At 33.0% G+C, this 19611-nt stretch carries 19 protein-coding genes; 10 read left to right on the top strand and 9 right to left on the bottom strand.

The genetic code is table 11. The features are described 5' to 3' along the window. The first annotated feature begins 57 nt into the window (after window positions 1–57). Window positions 58–1359 carry a cryptochrome/photolyase family protein gene (locus V7S76_RS09110; RefSeq protein ID WP_459509783.1) on the top strand — a complete coding sequence of 434 codons (1302 nt, stop codon included), beginning with the start codon at window positions 58–60 and terminating at the stop codon, window positions 1357–1359. Here V7S76_RS09110 and V7S76_RS09105 read toward each other — a convergent pair. After that, a complete protein-coding gene (locus V7S76_RS09105) occupies window positions 1356–2135 on the bottom strand; it encodes a DUF3108 domain-containing protein (protein WP_459509782.1) in 780 nt (259 codons plus the stop codon). The two genes, V7S76_RS09110 and V7S76_RS09105, sit on opposite strands and share 4 nt — an antisense overlap. A 140-nt stretch (window positions 2136–2275) precedes the next feature. On the opposite strand from V7S76_RS09105, the gene recA reads away from it, so the two are divergent. Next, window positions 2276–3337, top strand: a complete 1062-nt coding sequence (gene recA / locus V7S76_RS09100; RefSeq protein ID WP_459509781.1) for a recombinase RecA — start codon at window positions 2276–2278, stop codon at window positions 3335–3337. 45 nt (window positions 3338–3382) lie between these two features. Here recA and dnaA read toward each other — a convergent pair whose 3' ends face one another. Both dnaA and V7S76_RS09090 read right to left on the bottom strand, forming a co-directional pair. Beyond that, window positions 3383–4798 (bottom strand): chromosomal replication initiator protein DnaA, encoded by a 1416-nt coding sequence (gene dnaA / locus V7S76_RS09095; RefSeq protein WP_459509780.1) that lies wholly within the window; start codon window positions 4796–4798, stop codon window positions 3383–3385. A gap of 424 nt (window positions 4799–5222) precedes the next feature. After that, window positions 5223–6077 carry a diacylglycerol/lipid kinase family protein gene (locus tag V7S76_RS09090; RefSeq protein ID WP_459509779.1) on the bottom strand — a complete coding sequence of 285 codons (855 nt, stop codon included), beginning with the start codon at window positions 6075–6077 and terminating at the stop codon, window positions 5223–5225. Window positions 6078–6134: 57 nt separating this feature from the next. On the opposite strand from V7S76_RS09090, the gene V7S76_RS09085 reads away from it, so the two are divergent. Further along, window positions 6135–6539 (top strand): MaoC family dehydratase, encoded by a 405-nt coding sequence (locus V7S76_RS09085; protein ID WP_459509778.1) that lies wholly within the window; start codon window positions 6135–6137, stop codon window positions 6537–6539. Between the two features lie 51 nt (window positions 6540–6590). Here the strand turns inward: V7S76_RS09085 and V7S76_RS09080 are convergent, their stop codons facing one another. Both V7S76_RS09080 and V7S76_RS09075 read right to left on the bottom strand, forming a co-directional pair. Continuing rightward, the gene (locus tag V7S76_RS09080) at window positions 6591–6770 is read right to left on the bottom strand and encodes a histone H1 (RefSeq protein WP_459509777.1); all 180 of its coding nucleotides are present in this window, start codon (window positions 6768–6770) and stop codon (window positions 6591–6593) included. A gap of 173 nt (window positions 6771–6943) precedes the next feature. After that, entirely contained in the window at window positions 6944–8182 is a 1239-nt protein-coding gene (locus tag V7S76_RS09075) for an aminotransferase class I/II-fold pyridoxal phosphate-dependent enzyme (RefSeq protein ID WP_459509776.1), read from the bottom strand. Window positions 8183–8319: 137 nt separating this feature from the next. Here V7S76_RS09075 and ggt point away from each other — a divergent pair, with 137 nt between their 5' ends. Then, on the top strand, window positions 8320–10011 hold the full coding sequence (ggt, locus tag V7S76_RS09070; RefSeq protein ID WP_459509775.1) for a gamma-glutamyltransferase: 1692 nt from the start codon (window positions 8320–8322) through the stop codon (window positions 10009–10011). On the opposite strand, the gene V7S76_RS09065 is transcribed toward ggt, so the two are convergent. Further along, window positions 10005–10706, bottom strand: a complete 702-nt coding sequence (locus V7S76_RS09065; RefSeq protein WP_459509774.1) for a VIT1/CCC1 transporter family protein — start codon at window positions 10704–10706, stop codon at window positions 10005–10007. The two genes, ggt and V7S76_RS09065, sit on opposite strands and share 7 nt — an antisense overlap. 6 nt (window positions 10707–10712) lie before the next feature. After that, window positions 10713–12299: a peptide MFS transporter gene (locus tag V7S76_RS09060; protein ID WP_459509773.1), complete on the bottom strand. Its 1587-nt coding sequence runs from the start codon at window positions 12297–12299 to the stop codon at window positions 10713–10715. A 177-nt stretch (window positions 12300–12476) separates the two neighbouring features. Here V7S76_RS09060 and V7S76_RS09055 point away from each other — a divergent pair, with 177 nt between their 5' ends. From V7S76_RS09055 to lepB, 6 genes are all read left to right on the top strand, one after another. After that, on the top strand, window positions 12477–13259 hold the full coding sequence (locus tag V7S76_RS09055; protein ID WP_459509772.1) for a ParA family protein: 783 nt from the start codon (window positions 12477–12479) through the stop codon (window positions 13257–13259). 9 nt (window positions 13260–13268) lie between these two features. Next, window positions 13269–14195, top strand: a complete 927-nt coding sequence (locus tag V7S76_RS09050; RefSeq protein WP_459509771.1) for a ParB/RepB/Spo0J family partition protein — start codon at window positions 13269–13271, stop codon at window positions 14193–14195. A 119-nt stretch (window positions 14196–14314) separates the two neighbouring features. After that, complete coding sequence (locus V7S76_RS09045) at window positions 14315–14875, top strand: DUF5683 domain-containing protein (protein WP_459509770.1); 561 nt, start codon at window positions 14315–14317, stop codon at window positions 14873–14875. A gap of 3 nt (window positions 14876–14878) precedes the next feature. Next, on the top strand, window positions 14879–15598 hold the full coding sequence (dapB, locus tag V7S76_RS09040; protein WP_459509769.1) for a 4-hydroxy-tetrahydrodipicolinate reductase: 720 nt from the start codon (window positions 14879–14881) through the stop codon (window positions 15596–15598). 2 nt (window positions 15599–15600) lie between these two features. Further along, window positions 15601–16392: a phytanoyl-CoA dioxygenase family protein gene (locus V7S76_RS09035; RefSeq protein WP_459509768.1), complete on the top strand. Its 792-nt coding sequence runs from the start codon at window positions 15601–15603 to the stop codon at window positions 16390–16392. After that, complete coding sequence (gene lepB, locus V7S76_RS09030; RefSeq protein WP_459509767.1) at window positions 16392–17534, top strand: signal peptidase I; 1143 nt, start codon at window positions 16392–16394, stop codon at window positions 17532–17534. Before V7S76_RS09035 ends, lepB begins: the two co-directional genes overlap by 1 nt. Here lepB and V7S76_RS09025 read toward each other — a convergent pair. Beyond that, window positions 17531–18712, bottom strand: a complete 1182-nt coding sequence (locus tag V7S76_RS09025; RefSeq protein WP_459509766.1) for a class I SAM-dependent rRNA methyltransferase — start codon at window positions 18710–18712, stop codon at window positions 17531–17533. The two genes, lepB and V7S76_RS09025, sit on opposite strands and share 4 nt — an antisense overlap. Window positions 18713–18730: 18 nt before the next feature. Next, the gene (locus V7S76_RS09020) at window positions 18731–19606 is read right to left on the bottom strand and encodes a zinc dependent phospholipase C family protein (RefSeq protein WP_459509765.1); all 876 of its coding nucleotides are present in this window, start codon (window positions 19604–19606) and stop codon (window positions 18731–18733) included. Window positions 19607–19611: the final 5 nt, after the last annotated feature.

Below are 19611 nucleotides of genomic sequence, written 5' to 3'. Positions count from 1 at the left end.
TTATTTTTAAACAATTGAAATTCTACATGGTTAAATTGTAAATAAAATGAAAGGAAGATGGAAAAAGTAAGCATATTTTGGTTTAGACGCGATTTAAGAATTGAAGATAATGTGGGTTTATATCATGCCTTACATGCCTCCGAACCCGTATTACCTATCTTTATCTTTGATCCAGGGATTTTAGATAAATTATCTAACAAAAATGATGCTAGAGTACAGTTTATTTATCAAGCCTTGATTTCACTTTCTGAAAAGTTGCAACTTAAATCAGGTAATATTCAAGTATTTTTTGATAACCCACTTCAAATATTTGAAAAACTTCATGCGACTTACGAAATAATAAATATCTACTCTAGCCATGACTATGAGAAATATGCACTTACTAGAGATACTCAAATAGAAAATTGGTCAAAAGAAAGAGGAATTAACTTTTTGCAATTTAAAGATCAAGTAATATTTGAAAAAAATGAGGTTCTTTCGGGTCAAAATACTCCTTATACTGTATTTACACCTTATTCTAGAAAGTGGAAAGAGAAATTATCTCAAAATCCAATCAAAACCTTTCCTTCAGAAGAAATTTCCAATTATGTACAAGTTGCGACATCGATACCAAATTATCAAAGTTTGGGATTTGTAGAAAATGAATTGGTTTTTCCTAAACCAAACGTCTCTACAGAGTTGATTCAAAATTATGGAGAGTGTAGAGATTTTCCGGCTAAATCAGCAACTTCTAAATTATCTGTTCATTTACGTTTTGGTACAATATCCATTCGTAGTTTGGTTGTTAAGGCTTTAGGTAAATCAGAAATATGGTTAAATGAATTAATATGGCGCGATTTCTATTTCAATATTCTTTATCATTTTCCTCATATTAGCGAAGGCCATGCTTTTAGAAAGGAATATGATATGATTCAATGGCGGAATAATGAGTCAGAATTTGAAGCATGGAAAACGGGTAATACGGGTTATCCAATCGTTGACGCAGGAATGCGTGAATTGAACTCGACAGGATTTATGCATAACCGTGTTCGAATGATTGTAGCTAGTTTTTTAATCAAACATTTGTTAATCGATTGGCGTTGGGGAGAAGCGTATTTTGCAGAGAAATTGTTGGATTATGATTTTTCAGCTAATAATGGAGGTTGGCAATGGGCATCAGGATCCGGATGTGATGCAGCACCCTATTTTCGAGTATTTAATCCCTATTTACAAACAGAAAAGTTTGATAAACAATTACTTTATGTCAAGAAATGGGTACCAGAATTTCTTGAATTTTCCTATCCTAAACCAATTGTTGACCATGATTTTGCTAGAAAAAGAGTTTTAGAAGTTTATAAAAAAGCTTTGAGTAGAGATTAGTAAACTCTTTTACCCATGATATTGTACTCCTCTAAATCGATTCCTAAGAATCCGATTTTTAAACTTACTTCCATTTTGATAGGTATTTGATAATCATCTTGGCTAATCCATAAACGAATAGCATCTTTATCTTCAAATAGATTATTTTTGGGCATTACCAAGGATGTTCGAATGCAATTTCTCTTGCCAAATTTGGTATCAATTTTTTCAAAATCTTTGACAATAAACCATACTTCATAAATAGTACCTTCTACCAAAATTTTGGCATTTAATTTTTGCCCAATTTTCATATCGCTAAGTACTTTATTTCGTAGGTAATAATATCCTCCAATCAAGTCGACCGTACCTTTAGGTATGGATACCGTTTTCTCATTTGGATCATTTTGTTTTGAGTAAATTTTGGCTGTATTATTTTCAGTATTAAAATACACATTTTCTTCTTTTCGGTATTTTCCTTCAATTTTTTTCAGTTCTGTTTTTATAGGCAGTAAAGTACTTACATCTAAACTTGCCGACCAATAATCGACCAATGGGCTTAAATAATGTAATAAACCTATTGTTTTACCCTCTATTTCTACTTTTCTGCTTGGGATTTGATTGACTTGGACTTGACTAAAACTTGTTTTGATGGTAGCTTCAGCGGCATTGATGAAACCAAGATGTATTCGGTATTTTAAAAATTCACCAGCTCTTAATGCATTCGATTCTTGTGCATATGACCCAAATAAATTTAAGAATATCAATAAAATTATTTTGGCTAAAATGTGCTTTTTCAAATGACTTAGGGATTATTTTAAATATAGTTTTCTAAATTAAATATTTAGTTGTTAGATTATCAATTTATTTGTTAAAATATTACTTTCTATTCCTTATTTTTGTTAGGCTTTAAAAGCAAAACTATTTTTAATATAATATTATGGCGAAACAATCAGGTGAAGAGCAGGGATTTGCTTCTGAAAAATTAAAAGCATTACAAACAACCTTAGAAAAATTGGATAAAGCATATGGTAAAGGTACCGTAATGCGTTTGTCAGATAGTAAAGTAATGGATGTACCTGTGATTTCGACGGGTTCGTTGGGTTTGGATTTAGCTTTAGGAATTGGTGGCGTCCCAAGAGGTAGAGTAGTAGAAATCTATGGACCTGAATCTTCTGGTAAAACAACCCTAACAATGCATTGTATAGCTGAAGCACAAAAAGCAGGTGGTTTAGCCGCATTTATTGATGCGGAACATGCATTTGATAAATCTTATGCCGAAAAATTGGGAATTGATACAAAGAATTTATTGATTTCACAGCCGGATAATGGTGAGCAAGCTTTGGAAATTGCTGAACACTTAATTAGTTCTGGAGCAATTGATATTATTGTCATCGACTCTGTTGCAGCCTTGGTTCCTAAAGCCGAAATAGAAGGAGAGATGGGCGATTCTAAAATGGGTTTACAAGCTCGATTAATGTCTCAAGCCTTAAGAAAATTAACAGGAACCATTAATAAAACAGGTTGCTGCTGTATTTTTATTAATCAATTAAGAGATAAGATAGGAGTAATGTTTGGTAGTCCTGAAACAACGACAGGTGGTAATGCACTTAAATTCTATGCTTCTGTTCGTTTAGATATCAGACGTGCTGGACAAATTAAGGAAAGTGCTGATTCTATAACTGGTAACAGAACTCGTGTTAAGGTTGTTAAGAATAAATTAGCTCCACCCTTCAAAGTAGTTGAGTTTGATATCATGTATGGAGAAGGTATATCCAAAGCAGGGGAAATACTTGATTTAGGAGTTGATTTGGGAGTTATAGATAAATCAGGTTCATGGTTTTCGTATAGTGGAAATCGTTTGGGTCAGGGAAGAGATGCCGTGAAAGATTTGATTAAGGACAATCCTGAATTAATGGAAGATTTAGAAATGAAAATAAAAGAAAAAATCAAAGGAGATGATTCTGTTTTATTAGACAAAGATGGTGCTAAGGAAGAATAAAATCGTTGATTTTGTAATTAAAAAAAGCCTCATTTGAGGCTTTTTTTAATTATGAGCAATATTGAATTTATTGAAAAGCTTTTTGACCGTTTTTTCAACAGATTTGTCTGATTCGATGGCTTCTGATATGGATTGAACTGCATGGATGACCGTGCTATGATCTCTACCTCCAAAATGATAACCAATGGATTTTAAGGGTAAATTGGTTAATTCTTTTAACATAAACATTGCTACTTGCCTTGGAAATACATTTTCTTTTTTTCTGCATTTCCCTTTTAAGGTATCTAGATTTACGTCAAAATGATTAGTAACCGCATCTAAAATATTTTCAACACTTAACTCTTTTTCTTGATCGTTAACGATACTTTTCAAAGTTGATTTAGCTAATTCTATGTCAATTTCTTTTCGAGTTAGAGAAGCTTGTGCCATTAATGAGATAATAACACCCTCCAATTCACGAACGTTCGTTTGAATAGAATGTGCTAGATATTCTAAAACATCCAAATTGATCTGAATACCGTCATCTTGCAGTTTTTTCTGAATAATTGCAATTCGAGTTTCAAAATCAGGTTGCTGTAAATCTGCTGTCAATCCCCACTTAAATCTACTTAATAACCGATCCTCCATTCCAACCAAATCCCTAGGCGCTCTATCGGAAGACAATATAATTTGTTTACCAGATTGATGTAAATGGTTGAAAATATTAAAGAAGGTTTCTTGAGTTTTTTCTTTACCAGATAAAAATTGTACGTCGTCGATGATTAATACATCGACTTGTAGATAAAAATTAGTGAAAGCTTCAATGGAATTATTTCTAATCGCGTTGACAAACTGATTGGTGAATTTTTCTGTCGAAACATAAAGAATAAACTTTTCAGGGTATTGTTCTTTAATTTGATTCCCAATGGCTTGTATCAAGTGTGTTTTTCCTAATCCAACCCCACCATAAATCATTAAAGGGTTGAAGGAGGTTAAACCAGGCTTATTGGCAACTGCCAGACCTGCTGCTCTACCTAATCTATTACAATCTCCTTCGATAAATTTATCGAAAGTATATTTAGGAATTAAATAGGAATCTAATTCCAATGAATCTAAATCTTTGAATTGAAAGGGACTTCTAGCTGGAGAATTATTATCCTCTTTTTTCGAATTTTGTTGATTAAATGTAGGTAAATTGAAGGTTAAAGGAGGGTTTTTACGATCTCCTTTGTCTACAATAATGGAATATTCCAGTCTACCTTGTCTTCCAATTGCGAAATCGATTGCCTTTCGTAAAACAGAAACATAGTTTTCTTCCAACCATTCATAAAAAAATTGGGAAGGCACCTGTATTGTTAAGGTATTATTGGCAAATTTTAGAGGAACTATCGGTGCAAACCAGGTTGTGTAACTTTGTTCAGATAAATCACTTTTGATGATCATCAAACATTTATTCCACAATTCATTTAATTCAGTTTGCATTTAATAATATAATTTTGAGTCAATAATTCCCTGACATTCTTGCAAAGTAATTTTGCCAGATTGTTTATATAGTTAAAAATTCTATAAGACTTTGTTGTAAAGAAATTAGAAGTTTTTTCTTTAGTGGGGAGACAAAAATAGTAAAATTCGAGGTCGTTCCAAATTTAAAAATGAATATTTTTTATCTTTTTTTTTGAAAAAAAATGATAAAAAATTTGGAACTAAAAATTGTTCAATTTATTTGATGTTTTTATCATGATTGACTAAGAATAGTAATAGAATTTTTTTTTAAATTATTTTAAGAAAAATATTTCTTTAAATTGATTCAAATGAATGTATATGTAATAACAAATTGTTTAATATTCTGATAATCAGTTTGTTATCATTAAGTATATGTTATTTGATTTTTTTTGAAATTATTTTATCAAATAATTATCTGAATGGCTTTTGCTTTTATTTGAATAGAATTAAATTCACTTTCTACAAATAAATTTTCTCCATCTAAATGCATTGGTGTTCCAATTTTGACCTTAAAATTGAATTCTTTTCTGGTCAAAATTTGCACATTTTTATGTGAAAATATTTTCTTAAAAAATAGTCTAATTCCAAGGTTGATTAATTCTAAATAATTGACAGGTTGGATTTTAACTACTTCGAATGTGCCGTCTTGTAAATTTGAATTTGGAGAAATGAATGCATTGTTGCCAAACTGATTCGCATTGGCAAAGGTGATTGAAAATAGATGTTCAGGTATGTCCGAATTTGAATCATTCATTTCTATGGATTTGTACTTAATAATGGATTGCAAGGTGGATAGAATATAATTCAAAAACCCACGATTCTCGCTTTTTGCAAATTTATGAGCTACTATGGCATCAAATCCGAGTCCAGCCGTACAAAAAAATGGTTTTTCATTAAAGTAAACTGCATCAATTTCAATGATACGGCCTTGTAAGCTTTTTTGTAATGCTTTATTAAAATTTAATGGAATATGTAAATGTCTAGCTAAGCCATTTCCTGATCCCATTGGAATTATCCCCAAAGGTATATTTTTATCTATTAATGTGGAAGCAACTTCATTTATTGTACCATCTCCACCTATCACTATAATTCGTTCTGCTTTAGCAGAAATAGCTTGTTTGGTTAATTCAATGGAATGCAACCTTCTTTCAGTTATATGTAAAATTGATTTGGGTATTAGTTGTAAGTCATGAATTATTTTTTCTTTAAATTTTGGATTTTTGCTTCCAGATTTTGGGTTGAAAATTATATGAATCATGATCTTTTTGCAATTTTACTGTAAATTTAGATTCATTATTTTAATTAAATAAATTATATGCTAAAAATTGGAGATACCTTTTCTATAGAGTTTTCATTTACACAAGATCAAGTAAATGATTTTTGTCGAATTTCTGGCGATTTTAATCCTTTACATTGGGATGCCGATTTTGCGGCTAATACGCCCTTTAAAAAGCCGATTGTACATGGAGCATTGATTTCTAGTATTTTTTCGAAAGTTATGGGAATGGATTTTCCAGGGAAAGGAAGCGTATATTTGAAACAAATTTCGGAATTTAAAAGACCATTATATGTTGAATTAAATTATAAGGCATACTTTGAAATTGTATCTATAAATAATCAAAAGCATACTGCCGAAATAAAAACTCAAGTGATTGAGCTAGAGAGGGGGAAATTAATGGTAGATGGTATGGCCTCAGTTATGAATTCAGAATTATTTTAAACCAAAAAAGCCCGAAATTTCGGGCCTTTTTATCAATAAAATAGTAAAATACTATTTTGTTGCGTTTTTCTTGTTTTGTACTTCAGTACGAATGTCTTGTGCCAAAGTTTTCAATTGTTGTAATCCACCTCTAACGCGTGTTCCAGCTGCCTGGTTTCCTTTATCGTAGAATTTTTCGAAATCTGATTCTAAAGATAAAATTAGGTCTTTTACTTCTGCAAATCTGCTCATAATAATTTGAATTTTTAGGTTTTAAAAAAATTAGATTGTCTTTTTTCGCTGCTTGAAGCGTTTATAAAACGAAATTTAGTAAAAAACTTAACGCTCACAAATTATTTAACATAAAAAAGATAAAAAAATGTTAAAAAAGTGAAAAAAAACATAGTTTTTGTCTAAAATCAGTATTATTGCTTATAATAACCCGCTTTTAATCTTTTTTGAACTTCTGCAAAACACTCTGTCGTATAATTAATATCCTCAATAGTATGGGAAGAAGTAGGAATGATTCTTAACATGATTTGACCTTTAGGTACAACTGGATAAACGACAATGCTACAGAAAATTCCCATATTTTCTCTAAGATCTCTAACGAGTGCTGTTACAGCTGCAATATCATAATCTCCATGTAAAAATACAGGCGTGACAGGTGATGTAGTTTCTCCAATATCAAATCCCTTTGCAATCAAACCAGCTTGCAATGCTTTTACATTAGCCCAAAGCTTTTCTCTTAATTCTGGATGTTTTTTGATTAATTCCAAACGCTTCATACCACCAATGACAAATGGCATAGGCAAAGCCTTCGCATAGGTTTGAGAACGCATATTGTATTTTAAATACATGATAATATCCTTCGGGGCTGCTACAAATGCGCCAATTGCTGCCATAGATTTAGCGAAAGTTGAAAAATACAAATCGATACCTTCCGTACAATTTAAATGTTCACCCACACCACGACCATTTTCTCCCATAGTTCCAAAGCCATGAGCATCATCTACCAATAAACGGAAATTGAAATCTTTTTTCATTTCCACAATCTTGTCTAATGAACCCACCTTACCTGACATTCCAAAAACTCCTTCTGTAATGACTAATATTCCTCCACCTGTCTCTTCTGTTCTTTTGGTGGCTCTTTCTAAATTCTTTTTTAAAGAATCCATGTTATTGTGATTAAATTTATAGTAATCACCCATTTTAGCTTTATGTAAGCGGATTCCATCGATTAAACAAGCATGCGATTCAGCATCATAAACAATGATATCGCGATGATCAACCATACATTCAATGATTGACATTACACCTTGATAACCATAATTTAAAAGAAATGCATCTTCTTTGCCAACAAATTCAGCTAATTGTCTTTCAAATTCCTCATGTTCATCGGTATTTCCAGACATCATTCGTGCACCCATGGGATATGCCAAACCATACTTGGCTGTAGCATCCGCATCGGCTTTTCTTACTTCTGGATGATTGGCTAATCCTAAATAGTTGTTTAAGGACCAGTTTAGCATTTCTTTTCCCATGAAAGTCATTCTTGGGCCTAATTCACCAGTAAGTTTTGGAAATGAAAAATAATGATGTGAGTAATGTGCATGTGCCCCAATTGGCCCCATGTTTTTAACTACTTTCTCGAAAATGTCCACTGCAATGATTTGTTTTAAATGAAAAATCTTAAAATAATTACAAAGTTAATTTATATTTTTTGGATAGCAAAGTGTGATTATCAAGTATATATTTTACTTTTGAAAATACATTCATCTATTAACCAAACTGATCTTTTATGAAGATATTTATCTATCTATTATTTCCATTAATTTTTATATCAACCACTACTTTAGTTGCTCAGAATACATTAAAACCACTCATCGAATCTGATCATGGAATGGTTGTATCTACACACCCTTTGGCCAGTCAAATTGGTTTAAATGTGTTACAAAGAGGTGGAAATGCCATTGATGCTGCTGTCGCAGTCAATTTTGCCCTTGCTGTTTGTCATCCAGCTGCTGGAAATATTGGTGGCGGTGGATTTTTAGTTTATCGGAATTCGAAAGGAAAAACCTTATCATTGGATTTTCGTGAAAAAGCTCCATTATCCGCATCTAAAGATATGTATTTGGACGAAAATAAAACAATCATTCCCAATAAAAGTCAAGCAGGTATTTTCTCCGTTGGCGTCCCTGGTACGGTGGATGGAATGTTTCGGATGCATAAAAAGTTAGGTAAACTTCCTTGGAATTCATTGATTCAGCCTGCCATAGATTTGGCAAGGAATGGTGTTATTTTAACAGAGAAAGAAGCTAAAGGTTTGAATAGACAAAGAGCAGATTTTCTTATCCATAATGTAGGCAAAAATTATATGCTTAAAGATTCAGATTGGATCAAAGGCGATACATTATTTCAGGCTGATTTAGCTCAATCATTGTTACGAATAGCATTATTTAAACGAAAGGGATTTTATAATGGTCAAACTGCCGATCTAATTTTGGCTGAAATGAAGAATAAAAATGGATTGATTTCTCAAAAGGATTTGAATAAATACCGTTCCAAATGGAGAAAACCGATAAAGTCGACTTACAAAGAATACTCCATCATAGGAATGCCTCCACCATCTAGCGGTGGAATTGCCTTGGGACAATTGCTAAAAATGGTCGAACCATTTCCTTTAAATAAATGGGGCGTTAAATCTGATTCAACTATTCAAACGATCATTGAAGCAGAAAGAAGAGTATATGCAGATCGATCCAAATGGTTGGGTGACCCTGATTTTGTAAAAGTGCCTGTAAATGAACTGTTGGATGATCTATATTTGAAAAGTCGAATGCAAGATTTTAGTTTGGAAAAAGCTACCCCGAGTTCAACGATCTTGCCTGGAGCATTTTCAGGTTATGAAAGTCCTGAGACAACGCATTATTCCATAGTAGATTCTGAAGGAAATGCTGTATCAATTACTACTACCTTAAATAATTCATATGGAAGTAAGGTTTTTGTCGGTGGTGCAGGATTTTTGTTAAACGATGAAATGGATGATTTTTCTGCAAAACCCGGTTTTCCTAATTTATATGGCCTAATCGGTTCCAAGGCAAATGAAATTCAACCTCAAAAAAGAATGTTGTCTAGTATGACTCCAACCATTATTGAAGAAAAAGGAAAATTGAAAATGGTAGTAGGAACACCTGGAGGTTCAACAATTATTACCAGTGTTTTTCAAGTTGTTTTAAATGTATTGGAGTTTGGAATGAATATGCAACAAGCCGTTGAATTTCCAAGATTTCATCATCAATGGCAGCCCGATAAAACGAATTTTGAAACGAATCGTTTTTCGAAGGAACAATTAGATCGATTAAACTTGAAATTATATGAATTTAATCCAGTAGGCGGAATAGGCTTGGTGGAAGGGATTTTGGTACTACCAAGTAACAAACTTCAGGGTGGTGCCGACTCTCGAGGAGACGACACCGTGAAAGGCTATTGAAATAATTTGGCAACTAAAAACGCTGCACCTGCCGCAGCAGCACCGATTGATGTTACTTTAATTGCTCCTTTGATAGGATTTTGACCTGTTATTTTACTTTTAAAATATCCAAAGACAAAAAGAGCGATTAAAGTAATACCAGCCGAGTTAATTAATCCATCAACCGGATTTTCAACAATAAAATAGGGACATAAGGGGATAAAACCACCAACGACATAGGATAATCCAATGGTTAATGCAGAATTTCGAGCTCGATTGGGATTCGGTTTTTCTAGTCCTAATTCAAACCGCATCATAAAATCAACCCATTTGTCTTTATCTTTTGAGATACATTCAACTACAATTTCTTGTGCTTCTGGACTTAAGCCATAATCTTCAAAGACTTCTCTAATTTCATCTTTTTCTCTTTCCGGGACGCGATCCACTTCTTCGTATTCTCGTTTTAATTCCGCTTCATAATGTTCTTTTTCGGTCATTCCTGCTAAATAGCCACCTAAACCCATCGCGATGGAACCTGCAACAATTTCTGCAATTCCTGCTGTTGTAACTATATTAGCTGACTCAACAGCACCAGATAATCCAGCTGCAAGAGCAAAGGGAACAGTTAAACCATCGGACATCCCGATAACAATATCAGTCAGAAAATCAGAGCTTTTTAGATGTTTCTCGTGTAAATGATGATCAGGTCCGTTCATATTTAATTATCTGATGCCATGCATCATTCTTTTTAAGGGTCCAATGGATAAGAAATATAAAAGTACTGCTGCTATTCCTGCCAACGTTACAAATAACATAAAGAAATCATAAAGATTATGGATTTCGAAACCAAGAAAGCTAGGGAATTCTGTTTGACCAGGTATATTTTCTGGTAACAATGCACCCAAGGTACCTGCCAAAGCGTAACCCGCTGCATTGGCTAAAAACCAAACGCCCATTAAGAGAGATGAAAATCTTTTTGGTGCTAATTTGGCCACTAATGACAATCCAATAGGAGATAAACATAATTCACCCATCGTTTGAAAAAGGTAAAGAATGATAAGCCAAATAACATTTAATTTATTAGTTCCTAAATCTTTTACTTGAGAAGCTATAATCCAATATCCAATTGCCAAAAGCAATAAGCCAATAGCTTGTTTGCCTGGCGAATTCGGTTCAATTCCTCTTTTTTGTAAATTAATCCATAAAAAACTAAATGGAAATGCTAAAAGTATAATAAAAAAAGAATTAGCATTTTGTACTGAACTAGGAGGGAGTTCAAAACCAAATAAATGTAAATCAGTTTGTTGATCTGCAATAAAAGTCAAGGATGATCCCGCTTGTTCAAATGCCGACCAAAAGAAAATAACAAAAAAGGAGATAATGTACATAACTAAAATACGATCCCTTTCAATCGGTGTGATTGTTTTATCTGTCATAATCAAAAATGCCAAACTAATACCTGAAGAATAAATAACTGGATAAATCCAATCCTTTATGATATTGGCATGCTCATCTTGAAAAATTAAGTGAAATGTAAAAATTAGACCAACAAATATTGCTATGGTTATCCTAATAGATAAAGGAGTGAAAATGGCTTTTTCAGTTTCATCAGAAAGGTTGACTTCTTTTGTGAATTCAGGTTTTTTACCAATGTCTTCTCCATTTGGATTTTTTAAAAATTTATTTTTTAAAATTAGAAAACTGATGGTTCCAATGAGCATAGCCGTTCCAGCGGCCATAAAACCCCATTTAAATGCTTCAACTACGCGTTCGCCATTGGATAATTTTACATCTCCTAAAATTGGACAAATCAGCATTCCTAATAAAGCTCCAGTGTTAATGCCCATGTAAAAAATGGTAAAGGCAGAATCCAATCGATTATCGCCTTTCGCATACAATTGTCCAACCATGGACGAAATATTGGGTTTGAAAAATCCATTGCCCAGTATTAAGAACAACAATCCAATCCACATCAGTATACTAGCAAAATCGATATTAGTCTGAAAAGTACTGGCGGAAGAAAATAGAAATAATTGTCCTAATGCCATGACAAAACCTCCTAAAATAATACAATTTCTATTACCTAAATATCGATCTGAAATATAACCACCAAACATAGGGGTTAAATAGCTTAATCCAAGAAATCCGCCATATAAGAGGGATGCATCATTTTGTTTAAATGCTAGTGCATTTACTAAAAATAGTGATAATAAGGCGCGCATTCCATAGAAATTGAATCGCTCCCACATTTCAGTTGAATAAAGAAAGTATAATCCTTTAGGGTGGGTATTGGAAATAGTATTTGTCATAAAAGGTTTGTTGAATAATGGCACAATATACCAATTTGTACGTGATTTTTTTCTACAAAATTTGGAAAATATTGTGTTAAAAAATTCTATTCATGGTGCCTTTTTTACTAATAGATGTGAAACATATTTTGTATGTTTGTTAATTAATTTCCTTGACTGAAAAATAATAGTAATCCTATGGGCAAGATTATTGCAATTGCGAATCAAAAAGGTGGTGTGGGTAAAACTACAACAGCCATCAATCTAGCTGCAAGCTTAGCTGCTCTTGAATTTAAAACTCTTTTGATTGACGCTGATCCTCAAGCTAATTCAACTTCTGGATTAGGTTTTAATCCCAAAGAAGTCAATCATAGTATATATGAATGCATGGTTGGAATTGCTACTGTGGATGAAAGTATCCTTCCAACAGAGGTTCCCTTTTTAGATATTATTCCTTCTCATATCGATTTAGTAGGTGCAGAAATTGAAATGATTAATTTAACCAACAGAGAAGGTAAAATGCGTGAGGCTTTAAGTACAATTAAAGATAAATACGATTTTATTATTATGGATTGTTCGCCATCTTTAGGCTTAATTACCATTAATAGTCTTACTGCAGCAGATTCGGTTATCATTCCTGTACAATGCGAATATTATGCATTAGAAGGTTTAGGGAAATTATTAAATACCATTAAAATTATTCAGTCTCGTTTGAATACTCAATTGGTTATTGAAGGGATATTGTTAACCATGTACGATTTAAGATTACGATTATCTAATCAAGTAGTCAATGAAGTGAATTTACATTTTAAAAATATGGTTTTTGAAACAATTATTCCACGGAATATTCGTTTGTCAGAATCACCAAGTTTCGGAATACCTGCCATTCTGCACGATGCTGAAAGTAAAGGGTCAATTAGTTATTTAAACTTAGCCAAAGAAATTATTACTAAAAACGGTTTATTACAAACAGTTTTTTAATTTTTAATTATGTCAGTAAAGCAAGAATCAAATTCGAAAAAACGTATTGGTTTAGGTAGAGGATTAGGGGCTCTTTTAGAGGATTCTGAAAAGGTACAATCGCATCATGCTTCCGATTATGCAGGAAGTCTAGATACCGTTAATTTAATGGAGGAAATTCCTTTGAATTTTATTGAAACTAATCCTTATCAACCTCGAGAATATTTTGATAATGACGCTTTAAATGATTTAGCAGAATCTATTCGAATACAAGGGATTATTCAACCCATCACAGTTAGAAAAGTTGCTCCTAGGAAGTTTCAGTTAATTTCTGGTGAAAGAAGGTTACAGGCTTCAAAAATTGCTGGTTTATCTAAAATTCCAGCCTATGTTCGAACAGCGGATGATCAGCAAATGATCGAAATGGCTCTCATAGAAAATATTCAGAGAGAGAACTTAAATGCCATTGAGATTGCTCTTTCCTACAAGCGTTTAATGGAGGAGTGTGATTTGAAACAAGAAGAATTAGGTGCTCGGGTAGGGAAAAATAGATCAACAGTAACCAATTACATGCGATTGCTTAAATTGCCTCCAGCTATTCAAGTAGCTATTCGAGATAACAAATTATCCATGGGACATGCACGATGTTTAATTCCGGTTGATGATTTGGAAGTTCAAAATGCTTTGTTTTTGAAGGCAATTTCAGAAGAATGGTCTGTTCGGAAATTAGAAGACGCTGTACGACAATCTGCTAATTTAGATAAGTTGGGCAAAAATCCAAAAGCAGATCAATCGGTTGATTCTTCTGAATTAAAGAATTACATGACCGCTTTTTCAAATTTCTTTCAATCACCCGTAAGTTTGAAGGTTAATTCCGAAGGAAAAGGAGAAGTGAAATTAACTTTCAAATCGAAAGAAGAGTTATTGAAACTAATCAAGGTGTTGCAGAAATCGTAAATATGTTGATTCATCGATTTAAATTAATCAAGCTTATTTTTTTACTACTATTATTTGGTTTGAGTTTTGTTTCTCAAGCCAGAACATATACTGATTCGCTTCAATTAAAATCAATTGAAATGACCCAGGATTCTGTGAATAGTAATTCCAGTAAAATAGAAAAAAATAAAAGTAAGATTCCTTATAAAATTATTCCACGAGTGGCCACAATGCACTCTTTAATGATTCCAGGTTGGGGACAATTATATAATCGACAGTATTGGAAGTTGCCTTTGGTAGTGGGAGCTTTTGTTACCTTGGGATTAATAGCGAACTACAATCATACTCGTTATATGAAATATAGAGACTATTATTACATTGTTTCTCCCCACACAGATGATCCAAAGTATGTTCCTCCCGCTACAGTAGCGGTCCCTTACGAAGATGGAGTTATACGTGATTTAGATGTAAATCAACTAAAGCGAATCAATGATGGGTTTCGTAGAAATAGAGATTATACCTACATTGGTATTGTTATTGCCTGGGCATTTAATGTGGTGGATGCAAATGTGAGTGCCCATTTAAAGACTTTTGATGTTTCTGATGATATTAGTTTAAAAATTAAACCAGCGTTGGATTTTAATCCAATTAATAATAGTTTAGTTTCTGGATTGACTTTATCTTTTAATTTTAAAAAATAAAATATGAGAATCGTATTAATTGGATATGGTAAAATGGGTAAAGAGATAGAAAAGATTGCTATATCCAGAGGTCATGAAATTGTAGCAAAAATAGACATCGATAATAATAGTGATTTAGATTCACTTTCAAAAAATCAGGTGGATGTAGCCATTGAATTTTCAAATCCGTCCTCTGCTTACCAAAATATTATCAAATGTATCGAAAAACAAATTCCAATTGTTTGCGGTACAACGGGCTGGTTGGAAAAGAAATCTGAGGTAGAAGAATTAACTCAAAAGCATGAATCGACATTTTTTTATGCTTCAAATTACTCCATAGGAGTAAATTTGTTTTTCCAATTGAATAAATATTTGGCAAAATTGATGAATCCACATCATCAATATGATATCTATACCAATGAAATTCATCATTTGGAAAAAAAGGATGCACCTAGTGGAACTGCTATTACTTTGGCAGAGGGTATTTTAAGTGAGTATCCAGAAAAAAAAGCTTGGGTAAATAATCAAATTCCTAATCCAGAAGAAATTGCGATTTGGTCTCAAAGAGAATCAACCATTCCCGGTACACATACTGTTAAATATATTTCTAAAGTGGATCAAATAGAAATGACACATGAAGCATTTAGTCGCGAAGGCTTTGCTCTTGGAGCCGTAATAGCTGCAGAATGGGTGAAGGATAAAAAAGGTGTGCTAGGTATGGATGATTTATTGAAATTGACTTAGTTATGAAATACGATATTGAACATATCAAACTTGAATTAGAACAAAATGGTTTGGCAATTATTCCAGGGTTTTTCGATGAAAAATTAATCGAAAAATTGCATGAATCAGCTAAAGAAATTTTCCAAATTCAATTTGATCATTTTCAGATTGAAGGCGATTTCTTAACTCAAATGCAAACATTGTTCAATGAGCATTTAGAGGTGTTTATTTCGTGTGGGAAAATGATTCAACAAGGTTTGGTTGAATTATACCAACTAGGCTTTCATCCTGATTTAGTTGATCTTATGAGGCAAATTGGGATGGATTTACCTACTATGTGTACTAGACCAGTTTTGTTTTTTAATCATCCAAGCTTAGCGAAATCGGAACACTTTTATAAAACCCCATTGCATCAGGATTGGGGTTCTATGTTATCTTCCTCTGATTCAGTAGTTATTTGGTTACCTTTGATTGATGTTGATCCTGAATATGGTTCAGTCATTTTTTATCCTGGTTCCCATAAATTAGGACCTTTGAAAAATAATTTTGGTAATGGTTTCGCAGAAGTTGATTTTGATCGAAATAGCTATCCTATGGTTCAGCCAAGTTTGAAAAAAGGAGATATTGTGGTTTTTTCAACGATGTTAGTCCACGAATCAGGTGAAATAAAAAACAATAAAATTCGTTGGTCTTGTCATTTCAGATATACGAATATGAAGGATGAAGTATTTGTTGAAAATGGATACCCTCATCCATATGTATACAAACCATCACAAGAATTGATTGACAATTATTTACTTAAAATAAAATATTAATGAAACAAGAAGAAAAAAAAATCAAACAAAAGTCGGCATTTAGAGAATGGTTAGATTCAGTCATGTTTGCCGTTGTTGCAGCTACGCTTATCCGTTTCTTTTTGTTTGAAGCCTACACCATTCCTACACCATCGATGGAAAGTTCATTGATGGTTGGCGATTTTCTATTTGTTAGTAAATTGCATTATGGTGTAAGAACACCTAAAACGCCTCTGCAAATTCCTCTAACTCATCAAAAAATTTGGTTTACTAATTTACCATCTTATTTACGTTGGTTAGATTTACCTACATACCGTTTACCTGGTTTTTCCTCTGTTACGAGGGGGGATGCAGTCGTATTCAATGTTCCCAATTTTGAGGAAGATGGAGATGCTCCCGTAGATTTACGTACATTTTATGTAAAAAGATGCATTGGTACACCAGGTGATTTATTAGAGGTTAGAGACCAACAGGTATTCATTAATAATAAGCCAATTGAAAATCCATCTCGTATGCAACATCCTGTGTATATGAAAAGTACAGAGGAGTTGGATGATGCTTTTTTTGACAATTATGGGATTAGAAATTCACCTGATGCCAGTTTTGAATCAGCAGATTGGTTACCTTTAGCAGATTCTAGTAATAAATTGGTTGGATATAAGATCAATACAAGTAAAAAGGTCATTGATGAAATTAACGCATTACCTTTCAAGAAAACATTTGATTATAATTCATTTAAAGATCCTAAAGGTTTGACATTCATTGATATTTTCCCTCATGATACGACCATGTTTAAATACAATAGGGATTTTTGGGGACCAATTAAAGTTCCTGCTAAGGGTATGACTATCAATTTGGATGCCAAAAATGTGACAATTTATTCAGAGGCAATACAGAAATACGAAAGTAATGATGGTATTACAGTGGAAGGTAAAAAGCTGTTCAAAGATGGAAAGCAATTAACTTCTTATACCTTCAAACAAGATTATTACTTTATGATGGGGGATAATCGACATAATTCTGCCGATTCTCGTTTCTGGGGTTTTGTCCCAGCAGATCATATCGTTGGAAAAGCGGTCTTTGTGTGGATGTCATTAGATCCCAATAAAGGACTTTTCTCAGGTAAAATCCGCTGGAACAGAATATTTAGATTTGTTGATTAACTAATCTTTAATACAAATCCTTTTAGGTAATTACTTTCTGGGTGAAATAAATTAATAGGATGGTCGGGTGATTGAGTCATTTGATGAATGACTTGAATTTCCCGGCCAACCGAAATTCCAGCTGCTACCAGCATATTATAAAACAAATCTCTTGTGATTACTTGTGAACAGGAAAAGGTATAAAGAAGACCATTCTTTTTTATTTTTCTCATCGCTAACTCATTTATTTTCTGATAACCTTGTAGGGCTTTATGTTTGGTGCTCACCGATTTAGCAAAAGCTGGTGGATCAAGTACGATGATATCAAATTCTTCTTCTGAGTTTTTTAAATATGGTAATGTCTCCCCAACTATGGCTTGATGATTAGCCTTTTCAAGACCGTTTATTTTGATGTTCTCATTAACTAAATCAATAGCTTTTGCAGATGCATCTAAACTAACTACTTTATTTGCTCCCTCTAACAGAGCATAGATGGAAAATCCTCCCGAATAACAGAAGGTATTAAGAATGTTTTTTCCTTGGGCAAATTGAGATAAATGATAACGATTTTCTCTTTGGTCAATGAAAAAACCTGTTTTTTGCCCTGTTACCCAATTAACGGAAAATTTTACTCCATTTTCAAGAACATCATGCGGAACAATGGCTTCACCATAAACATACTCATTCGTACAATTTTGCGCATATTCACTTGGAAGTGTTTCTTTACTTTTATTGTAAATAGCTTTTAATACGGGTCCAAAAACCGTTTTTAGTGCCTCCGTAATGTCATCAATGCATTTGTGCATTCCAATGGTGTGGGCTTGTATAACAATGACATTATCATAGACATCAACGATTAGTCCTGGACAAAAGTCTCCTTCACCGTGAATCAAACGATATGCATTTGTATTCTTTAAATTCAATTGTTTTCTCAATTCTAAGGCATTCTGGAATTTATTAATCCAAAAGTTATTTAATTCATCAATTGGTAGAAAGGATAAAATTTTAACTGCAATACTACCATTGTGAAAATGACCGCAACCTAAATATTCATTTTTAGCATTGACAACGTTTACCCAATCTCCATCGGACAGACTTTTATCTTGTTTATGAATTGCTCCTGAAAATACCCAAGGATGAAATCTTTTTATGGGTGCATCTTTACCATGCTTTAATTGTATTTCTTTTTCTATGTTCATTTTACAAAATTGCAAATTTTATTTCAAAGTAGGTTGTCCCGCCTCTAACCATGCACTGTACCATAAATCACCAATATGCTTAATGGATAGCCTGAATCTATTTTCAACCTGTAAATTTAAGGCATTATGATAGGCTTTGGCGTATTTTATGCTGTAGTTTTTGACAATTGTATTTCCTTTTTGCTCGAAACTGTATTTTTCTTTTGGTTTAAATTTCTCGGATAATTCTTTCTCAATTTGTAGCAAAGGTTCTACATATTGGTTGCTAGACAGTACCCATGACCAAACTATGTGTTGAATATTGGGTATGAATTCTGCTGGTCCAATCCAATCCTCCAGTTCGGTTTTATATATTTCTGGAATTCTCGATTCCCAAAAACCATGTAGACCGGTTTGTCCAGTTTTTTGACCATCATAATTGGACGTTGTATGTAAGGGTACATGCGCATCTGCTACGTAATGACCTAATTCTGCAGCTAGTTTTATGATCGATAGGGTATCTTTTTTGATGAAGGCAAATACCAATTTTTTATAAGCTTTAGGAATATGCCAAACCACTATTCCATGCTTTTGAAGGGAGTCAATAGGAAGCTTTACAGATATTTCTTCCCAATTCGTATTTTTTATGTTGGCTATCGTGTAATGATCAAGATCAATGTAATGTCTTGCTGCCTCCTCATCCATGATATACCTTCTTTGGTCAGGTAGAACAGCCAACTCTTCTATCTCATGCATATGCCTTCGGAAAAATAGATTAATGGGACTTGGTAATGTAAATATGGCTAATGAATTAATTTTTTTGTGGGCATAAAAACCCCAAGGATGAAGTCTGTGATGATAGTTATTTCCAATTGCAGGATTATTAAATGAGGTAACAATTATCAATATTGTCATTATTT

The organism is Aquirufa sp. ROCK2-A2 (genome assembly GCF_054558485.1).
Note: the sequence above shows the minus strand (reverse complement) of the source record. Positions and strands in the feature narration are given on the sequence as shown.

What these genes read in the sequence shown, in the direction of transcription:
- V7S76_RS09110 (WP_459509783.1), top strand. Translation starts at nt 58, where the DNA reads ATGGAAAAAGTAAGCATATTTTGGTTTAGACGCGATTTAAGAATTGAA.
- recA (WP_459509781.1), top strand. Translation starts at nt 2,276, where the DNA reads ATGGCGAAACAATCAGGTGAAGAGCAGGGATTTGCTTCTGAAAAATTA.
- dnaA (WP_459509780.1), bottom strand. Translation starts at nt 4,798, where the DNA reads ATGCAAACTGAATTAAATGAATTGTGGAATAAATGTTTGATGATCATC.
- V7S76_RS09090 (WP_459509779.1), bottom strand. Translation starts at nt 6,077, where the DNA reads ATGATTCATATAATTTTCAACCCAAAATCTGGAAGCAAAAATCCAAAA.
- V7S76_RS09085 (WP_459509778.1), top strand. Translation starts at nt 6,135, where the DNA reads ATGCTAAAAATTGGAGATACCTTTTCTATAGAGTTTTCATTTACACAA.
- V7S76_RS09080 (WP_459509777.1), bottom strand. Translation starts at nt 6,770, where the DNA reads ATGAGCAGATTTGCAGAAGTAAAAGACCTAATTTTATCTTTAGAATCA.
- ggt (WP_459509775.1), top strand. Translation starts at nt 8,320, where the DNA reads ATGAAGATATTTATCTATCTATTATTTCCATTAATTTTTATATCAACC.
- V7S76_RS09065 (WP_459509774.1), bottom strand. Translation starts at nt 10,706, where the DNA reads ATGAACGGACCTGATCATCATTTACACGAGAAACATCTAAAAAGCTCT.
- V7S76_RS09060 (WP_459509773.1), bottom strand. Translation starts at nt 12,299, where the DNA reads ATGACAAATACTATTTCCAATACCCACCCTAAAGGATTATACTTTCTT.
- V7S76_RS09055 (WP_459509772.1), top strand. Translation starts at nt 12,477, where the DNA reads ATGGGCAAGATTATTGCAATTGCGAATCAAAAAGGTGGTGTGGGTAAA.
- V7S76_RS09050 (WP_459509771.1), top strand. Translation starts at nt 13,269, where the DNA reads ATGTCAGTAAAGCAAGAATCAAATTCGAAAAAACGTATTGGTTTAGGT.
- V7S76_RS09045 (WP_459509770.1), top strand. Translation starts at nt 14,315, where the DNA reads ATGACCCAGGATTCTGTGAATAGTAATTCCAGTAAAATAGAAAAAAAT.
- dapB (WP_459509769.1), top strand. Translation starts at nt 14,879, where the DNA reads ATGAGAATCGTATTAATTGGATATGGTAAAATGGGTAAAGAGATAGAA.
- V7S76_RS09035 (WP_459509768.1), top strand. Translation starts at nt 15,601, where the DNA reads ATGAAATACGATATTGAACATATCAAACTTGAATTAGAACAAAATGGT.
- lepB (WP_459509767.1), top strand. Translation starts at nt 16,392, where the DNA reads ATGAAACAAGAAGAAAAAAAAATCAAACAAAAGTCGGCATTTAGAGAA.
- V7S76_RS09025 (WP_459509766.1), bottom strand. Translation starts at nt 18,712, where the DNA reads ATGAACATAGAAAAAGAAATACAATTAAAGCATGGTAAAGATGCACCC.
- V7S76_RS09020 (WP_459509765.1), bottom strand. Translation starts at nt 19,606, where the DNA reads ATGACAATATTGATAATTGTTACCTCATTTAATAATCCTGCAATTGGA.